Raw genomic sequence first — 5,515 nt, forward strand, 5'->3', positions numbered from 1 at the left:
AGAATCGGCACCCAGTCGTTGTCCGAGGAGCAGATCGCCACAGATGCGCTACGGCCGCTGGCCACGGTCGTGCGGTCGGCGAGAATGGCTGCGCTCAGCGCGATTCTGTGCACCGCCTGGCAGCGCTAAGTCGCGACATCGGCAACGCAGTGCGGGGGGCGGCACGGCTCGCCGTTGACGCCGGCCGCACAACCGGGTACCGAATCTGCTCCGATCACCCGTGCCGGGGCACGTCCGAGCCGAAGCTCGTCGATCAGATCGACTGCGAGCCGGGCGAATCGGGGGTCGGCGTTGGGTGTGCTCACCCGCGCGAATGCGACGCCGGCCGCGTCGGTCTTTTCGCGCAGTTCGGTGTCGAGATCCCACACCACCTCGATGTGATCGGCGACGAACCCGATAGGGCAGACGATGATCGCCCTGGTGCCGGTCTCGGCAAGTGCCGCAACGTGATCGGCGACGTCGGGTTCCAGCCAGGCCACCTGCGGTGGCCCAGACCGTGACTGCCAGACTACGTCGTAGTCGTCGTAACCGGCGGCCGATGCGACAAGCTTTGCCGCATAACGCACTTGGCGGCTGTACAGCTTCGGGCCGAGGCGGTCGTCGGCGGCGATCGGGACCGAATGCGCCGTGAAGACCAGGCGGGCATCAGCGGGCACCGTCTCCGCGGCTGCGGCGACGTTGTCGGCGAACATCTCGACGAACAGCGGGTGGTCGAAGTAGCGCCGTAATTTCACCAGTTCCGGCGCATCCGAACCGGCCGCGCGCCGGGCCCGGTCGAGGTCCTCGGAGTACTGCGTGCAGCCAGAGTAGCCACTCCACGCCGACGTGCTGAACACCGCGGCACGCCGAACACCGTTGTCGCGCATGCTCACAACGGCGTCTTCGACGTATGGTTCCCAGTTGCGGTTACCGAAGTAGACCGGGATGTCCAACTGAGCCCGGAGCTGGGCGATCAGATCCCGGTTGATCCGGTTGATCGGTGACACCCCGCCGAAATGCAGGTAATGCTGGGCCACGTCATCGAGCCGATCCGGTGGCACGTTACGCCCCCGGGTGACGTTCTCCAGGAACGGGCGAACCTGCTCAGGCGCCTCCGGCCCACCGAAGGACAGCAGCAGGACCGCGTCGAATTCCATGAGCGGCTAGAGCAACTGCGTGCTAGCGCCGCCGTCGGCGTAGACGATGGTGCCGGTGGTGGCCGGTAGCCAGTCCGACAGCAGGGCGCACACCGTCTTGGCCACCGGGGTCGGGTCTTTCATGTTCCATCCGATGGGCGCCCGCTGGTCCCAGCCCTCCTCGAGTAACTGCATCTGGGCACCCGTATCGTCACCGAGCGCGCCACCGACGATCGCGCTCATCGCCAATGTCCGGATCGGTCCAGCGGCAACCAGATTCGATCGCACACCGAACTTGCCGGCTTCGCGCGCAACAAAGCGGTTGACCGACTCCAGCGCACTCTTGGCCACCGTCATCCAGTTGTAGAACGGCATCGCCCGGCTCGGGTCGAAATCCATTCCGACGATGGAACCGCCCGGGTTCATGATCGGCAGCAGCGCCTTGGCCAGCGAGGCGTACGAATAGGCGGAGATGTGAATGCCTTTGGCGATGTCTGCATAGGGGGCGTCCAAGAATGGTTCGATCCCCATCCCGGTCTGCGGCATGTTACCGATCGAATGCACGACGCCGTCGAGCTTGTTGCCTTCACCGATCACTTCGGTAACCCGTTGCGCCAAAGTGTCCAAATGGTTGTCGTCCTGCACGTTGAGCTCGATCAGCGGTGCCTTCTGCGGCAACCGGTCGGCGATGCGCTGGATCAGCCGCAGCCGGTCGAATCCGGTGAGCACTAGTTGGGCGCCCGCTTCTTGCGCCACCTTGGCGATGTGAAACGCGATCGACGCGTCGGTGATGATCCCGCTGACCAGGATACGTTTGCCTTCGAGCAGTCCTGCCATGTCTGTTCTCGACCGTCCTTCTGTCATCAGTGACCCATGCCCATACCGCCGTCGACCGGGATGACCGCGCCGGAGATGTAGCTGGCGTCCTCGGACGCCAGGAAGCTGACCACCCCGGCGACCTCCGCGGCGGTACCGACCCGCTTGGCCGGGATGAACTCCAGGGCACCTGCTTGGATGCGCTCGTCCAGCGCCCGGGTCATGTCGGTGTCGATGTAGCCCGGAGCCACCACGTTGGCCGTCACATTGGCTTTGGACAACTCCCGCGATATCGACCGGGCCATGCCGATCAGGCCGGCTTTGGAAGCAGCATAGTTGGCCTGGTTGCCGATGCCCCAGCTGCCCGACACCGAGCCGATGAAGATCAATCGGCCGAATCGCTTTCGCTGCATGCTGCGCGAGGCCCGCTGGACCACCCGGAACGCCCCGGTGAGGTTGGCGTCGATGACCTTCTCGAATCGCTCCTCGGTCATCCGGATGAGAAATGCGTCCGCGGAGACCCCGGCGTTGGACACCACCACCTCGACGGGGCCCTGGTGCTCCTCGACGGCGGTGAAGGCGCGGTCGACGGCTTCGCTGTCGGTGACGTCGCACTCGACGCCGAACAGCCCGTCAGGTGCGCCCGACCCGCGGTGCGTGACGGCGACTTTGTGGCCGTCGGCGGCCAGTCGCTGAGCGATCGCCAGCCCGATCCCCCGGTTTCCTCCGGTGACCAGGACCGAACGAGACACGAATGGAGGCTTGCCGCCGTCAGTGGCTACGTCAGTCACTCCGACAACCTATCGCTTGACCGCAGCGGCCCCGAAATCGCCCGGGACACGTGTCGGCCTGGCGACGAACGTAACGCCATTGCTCGAAACGCGGCGAATTCTCGCGCTGGCGTTACGCTCGCCAGAGCTGTCGGTATGCGGCGGCACACTCCCGTCATGGACGAGCCATTTCGCGGGACCGAGGCGCTCGCCGCGGGCGATGTGACTCCATACCGGCTGCGGAGACACTTCGTGGCGCGGCACCAGAATGTATACCTCGCCAAGGGAGCAGAGCTGACGCCCGCCCGACGGGCAAGAGCCTGCTGGTTGCGGTCACGGCGCCGCGGGATACTCGCCGGCTTCTCCGCGTCTGCCTTGCACGGCTCGCGTTGGATCAACCCCACCTGGCCCGCGACGATCATCGACACCAATCGACGGCCGGTCCGCGGTGCAAGGGTGTGGGCGGACAGCATCGACGCCGACGAGGTCGAACTGGTACACGGGATGCAGGTCACCTCACCGGCCCGGACCGCGCTCGATTTGGCCAGGCGATATCCCCTCGACGTCGCGGTCGCCGCAATCGACGCACTCGCGCAGGCGGTCGAATTGAAGCCTGCCGACATCGATCTACTCGTCGACCGCTACCAAGGCCGCCGCGGCATGACTCGCGCCCGGGCGACGCTCGAATTGATCGACGGCGGCGCTCAGTCTCCGAAAGAGACGTGGCTGCGACTGCTGCTCATTCGTGACGGACTTCCCGCGCCGCAGACTCAGATCCCGATCCGCGACGAATCCGGTTACGTCATTGCGTATGTGGATATGGGTTGGAAGCACCTGTTGGTCGCCGTCGAGTATGACGGCGACCAACATCGAAGCGACCGAGCCCAGTACGTCAAGGACATTCGGCGGTCCGAGATGCTCGACCGCAGACGCTGGCTTGTCATCCGAGTGGTCGCCGAAGACCATCCGCGCGACATCCTGCGGCGCGTTCGTGAGGCGTTGGAGCGCCGCGGGTGGCGACGAGAGTAACGCCATTGCTGAAAACGCGGCGAATTCTCGCGCTCGCGTTACGCTCGCGGCCCGGATGGGTCAGGGCTAGGTCGGCAGCCGCCGGTTGATCAGCAGCGCCGCGAGCCCGGCCAACGCCAACACCAATGAACCCAGCCGCAGCCAGCCCACGCTGGCGTCGCCGCGGATCGTCTCGTAGCCGATCTGCTGCTGCAGTGAGGCGTAGACCTGTTTGAGTTCCTGCAGGTTCGAGGCGTCGTAGTGGTTGCCGCCGGAGAGCTCGGCGACCTTCTTCATCGTGCTGTCGTCCACCGGCACCGGCTGGCGCTGACCGTTGATCTCCACGAAGCCGTACGGGGTGCCGAACGAAATAGTCGAGATCGGCACGCCCTGGTCCTTGGCGGTACGTGCCGCGGTGAACGCCCCCTTGGGATTGTCCGGATTGGTCGGCATCGTCTCCTTGCCGTCGGAGAACAGCACGATACGGGCCGGCGGCGGGGTGTCGCCGCCACCGATCACCGCACCGACCGTGGCGATGGCCTGCAACGCAGTGAAGATGCCCTCGCCGGTGGCGGTGCGGTCGGCGAACTGCAGCTTGTCCAGCGCGGCTTTGGTCGCGTCGCGGTTGGTAGTCGGCTGGACGAGCACGGTCGAGGTGCCCGCGTAGGCGATCAGGCCGAGGTTGATGCCCGGGGTCAGCTCGCCGGCGAACTCCTTGGCCGCCACTTCGGCGGCGACCATCCGGTTGGGTTCGACGTCGGTGGCCCGCATGGACTGCGAGACGTCGATGACCAGCATCACGACCGCGCGGTTACGCGGAATCCGCACGTCGTGCGTCGGTCCGGCCATGGCGATGGTGAACAGCACCAGCGAAGCCACCAGCAGGATCGCCGAAAGGTGCCGCCAACGCGTGGGTTGCTTGGGTGCCACGCTTTCCAACAGCTCCATGTTGGCGAACCGAAGCATCCGGCGCTGACGGGCCAACTGCGCAAAGACGTAGAGCGCAACCAGGGCCGCGATCACCACCAGGAACAGAAAAAACCACGCGTGGGCAAAGCCGGAGAGCGTCATCGGTCCAAGTAGCGGCAATGTCATAGCTGACCCTTGGTGTTGAGGCCCGCCGCGTGCACAGCGGAAGTCACTGGCGCCCCGCCAATGCACCGCGCCGGCGGGATTCGACAAAACGGACGATGTCGGCGATCCAGTCGCGGTCGGTGCGCAGCGACAGCAACGGCGCCCCGCAACTACGCAGCGTGCGGGCCACCTCTGCGCGATGTGCCGCAGCGGCTCTCGCGAAATCGTCGCGCAGTTGCTCGTCGATGGTGAAGTCACGGGAACGCCCGCTCTCGGCGTCCTGCAAGATCACATCGCCGACATCGGGCAACTCGACGTCGCGAGGATCCAGGACCTCCACGCCGAGCACCTCGTGGCGCGCAGCGATGGCACGTAACGGCCGCATCCAGTTGATCGGGCCCAGGAAGTCGCTGATAACCACCGCCATCCCGCGACGACGTTCCGGACGGCGCAAGGCGTCAATCGCCACCGACAGATCGCCACGCACACCCACGGGAGCCTTGGGCATCGTGGCAATGGTGCGCAGCAGGGTCTGCTCGTGCTGACGTCCCGAGCGCGCCGGAACCCGAGTTACCTTCTCGCCGTTGGCAATCACCGCACCGAGCCGGTTTCCGCCGCCGCTGTTCAGGAACGTGATCGCGGCCGCAGCGGCCACCGCCAGATCCCGCTTCTCGCAGACCGTCGTACCGAAGTCCAGGCTGGCCGACATGTCGACCACCAGCCAGGTCTCCA

Annotated in this window: 6 protein-coding genes and 1 pseudogene; 2 read left to right on the forward strand and 5 right to left on the reverse strand. The window is 65.9% G+C overall.

All coding sequences use genetic code 11. The features are described 5' to 3' along the window. Positions 1–129 (forward strand): annotated as a pseudogene (locus AC2VOU_RS15235) (hypothetical protein); the annotation flags it as partial. Here the strand turns inward: AC2VOU_RS15235 and AC2VOU_RS15240 are convergent. Genes AC2VOU_RS15240 through fabG1 form a run of 3 tightly spaced genes read right to left on the reverse strand, consistent with a single transcriptional unit; the run spans position 126 to position 2,722 of the window. Further along, complete coding sequence (locus AC2VOU_RS15240) at positions 126–1,136, reverse strand: ferrochelatase (protein WP_486958131.1); 1,011 nt, start codon at positions 1,134–1,136, stop codon at positions 126–128. The pseudogene AC2VOU_RS15235 and the gene AC2VOU_RS15240 sit on opposite strands and share 4 nt — an antisense overlap. Positions 1,137–1,142: 6 nt before the next feature. After that, entirely contained in the window at positions 1,143–1,952 is an 810-nt protein-coding gene (inhA, locus tag AC2VOU_RS15245) for an NADH-dependent enoyl-ACP reductase InhA (RefSeq protein ID WP_486958132.1), read from the reverse strand. A gap of 26 nt (positions 1,953–1,978) precedes the next feature. After that, positions 1,979–2,722 carry a 3-oxoacyl-ACP reductase FabG1 gene (fabG1, locus tag AC2VOU_RS15250; protein WP_486958133.1) on the reverse strand — a complete coding sequence of 248 codons (744 nt, stop codon included), beginning with the start codon at positions 2,720–2,722 and terminating at the stop codon, positions 1,979–1,981. 156 nt (positions 2,723–2,878) lie between these two features. On the opposite strand from fabG1, the gene AC2VOU_RS15255 reads away from it, so the two are divergent. After that, the gene (locus tag AC2VOU_RS15255) at positions 2,879–3,730 is read left to right on the forward strand and encodes a type IV toxin-antitoxin system AbiEi family antitoxin (protein WP_486958134.1); all 852 of its coding nucleotides are present in this window, start codon (positions 2,879–2,881) and stop codon (positions 3,728–3,730) included. 66 nt (positions 3,731–3,796) lie between these two features. Here the strand turns inward: AC2VOU_RS15255 and AC2VOU_RS15260 are convergent, their stop codons facing one another. Then, positions 3,797–4,804, reverse strand: a complete 1,008-nt coding sequence (locus tag AC2VOU_RS15260) for a VWA domain-containing protein (protein WP_486958135.1) — start codon at positions 4,802–4,804, stop codon at positions 3,797–3,799. Between the two features lie 43 nt (positions 4,805–4,847). Beyond that, the coding region (locus tag AC2VOU_RS15265) for a DUF58 domain-containing protein (RefSeq protein WP_486958136.1) at positions 4,848–5,515 on the reverse strand (668 nt) is incomplete at its 5' end.

It is taken from the genome of Mycobacterium sp. TH-M25 (assembly GCF_057473665.1).